3 protein-coding genes are annotated in these 1,505 nt (G+C 56.9%); all 3 read right to left on the reverse strand.

The window, feature by feature from the left end; genetic code table 11:
- Window positions 1-328, reverse strand: a 328-nt coding sequence (locus tag GEU01_RS21685; RefSeq protein ID WP_019086247.1) for a transposase, incomplete at its 3' end; no start/stop codon positions are given.
- A gap of 265 nt (window positions 329-593) precedes the next feature.
- Window positions 594-1,085: an MBOAT family O-acyltransferase gene (locus tag GEU01_RS21690; RefSeq protein WP_232272658.1), complete on the reverse strand. Its 492-nt coding sequence runs from the start codon at window positions 1,083-1,085 to the stop codon at window positions 594-596.
- Window positions 1,086-1,154: 69 nt separating this feature from the next.
- Window positions 1,155-1,505: IS66 family transposase (locus GEU01_RS21695; protein WP_019086484.1), on the reverse strand; the 351-nt coding region annotated here is incomplete at its 5' end.

Here is a 1,505-nt window from a genome sequence, read left to right on the forward strand (position 1 = left end):
CGTCTCGCCCGTCCTGCTCACGCGACAGGATCACGAGAATATGGTTTATCGCTTCCCATCGTCCCTCGCGGATCCAACGGTAGAAATAGCCCTGCACGGTCGTGAAGGCGGGAAAATGACGAGGCAATTGTCGCCACTGGCAACCCGTAGTGACGATATAGAGGATCGCCTCCATGACCCGGCGCAAATCCGTACGTCGTGGTCTCCCCAGTCGTTTCTTCTCGGGCATCAAAGGCGCAATCAGCGCCCACTCCGCATCGCGAAGGTCGCTTGCATACTCCAGGTCGTCCCGGCGATACTGCGCGCGGGTGATTTCAGTCCAGGCCATCTTGATCTCATCAGGTTATCGCAAACCCATGAATCATAATCCACTGAAATCACTCAACTCATTTTCGGTCAGACACTTAGACGTGCAGCGATGGTATGCCACCGATCTGCCGCAGATTGCAGCACCGCCTGGTACGGCATGGTTAGCGGCAACTGCTCGGTCCAGGCAAGAATGGGGCCAGATCCGAAAATGACACCGCTTGCGGCTGCGACCAGCACGATTGTGAGCAGACGACGCGCGGGGGGCGGGGAGGAAGAATGGGCCATCAGAACTGAAAATATATGAAAGGGGCGACACCGCTTGGTCCTGCGGCGTCAATCATCAACACACAAATACCGAACGCAAGCGCAAGCGCCCAGTCCGGCGCACGTTGCACCACAGGGAACGCCGCAATGCGTTCAGGCATGTTCCTGGACACAAAATGCAGACCGATGCCAATAGCGATCAGGCCAAGTGTAAAGGGCGTGACCTGTGCAAAACTTCCTAGTTTCAGGGGTGTTATGGACTGCAGATAAAGCCAGACGCTTTCCATATCTTCCGCATGGAAAAACAGCCATGTCAGACAGACGAAATGGAATGTCAGCAGCACGGCCATGACGCGGAAAATGCCCCGTGTATTTTCCAGACGCTCGGAAAAAGGGCGTTCCAGCACCAGACCACCGTCATGCAATGCGCCCCACATGACAAATTTCATGGCGGCGCCGTGCCACAGGCCACCCAGCAGCATGGTAATCAGAAGGTTGGCGGATGTACGCACCGAGCCACGATGACTACCGCCAAGAGGTATATAGAGATAGTAATCATCCGGCGAGAGACGCGGGCGTATTCAGGCGGCGATGGTATTGTGGACCTGCTGGTGGGCTTTCCAGTGCCAGGGCAGGAGTTCATGGAGGCGTGGATTGGGGATGTCATTGATCCGTGCCAGGACATCAGCGAGCCATGCATGGGGATCGACATCGTTCAGGCGCGCGGTGACGATCAGGGAATACATGGCGGCGGCGCGCTCTCCGCCACGATCGGACCCGGCGAACAACCAGGCTTTCCTGCCCAGGGCGATGCCGCGCAGGGCGCGTTCTGCTGCATTGTTTGAGAGGCAGATCCGGCCGTCAGTGAGGAATCGTGTGAATGTATCGGCACGTCTGAGAAAATAGTTCATGGCGTGGGCAACGGGATTTTT

It is taken from the genome of Komagataeibacter europaeus LMG 18890, from assembly GCF_000285295.1.
In the GTDB taxonomy this organism is placed as follows: domain Bacteria; phylum Pseudomonadota; class Alphaproteobacteria; order Acetobacterales; family Acetobacteraceae; genus Komagataeibacter; species Komagataeibacter europaeus.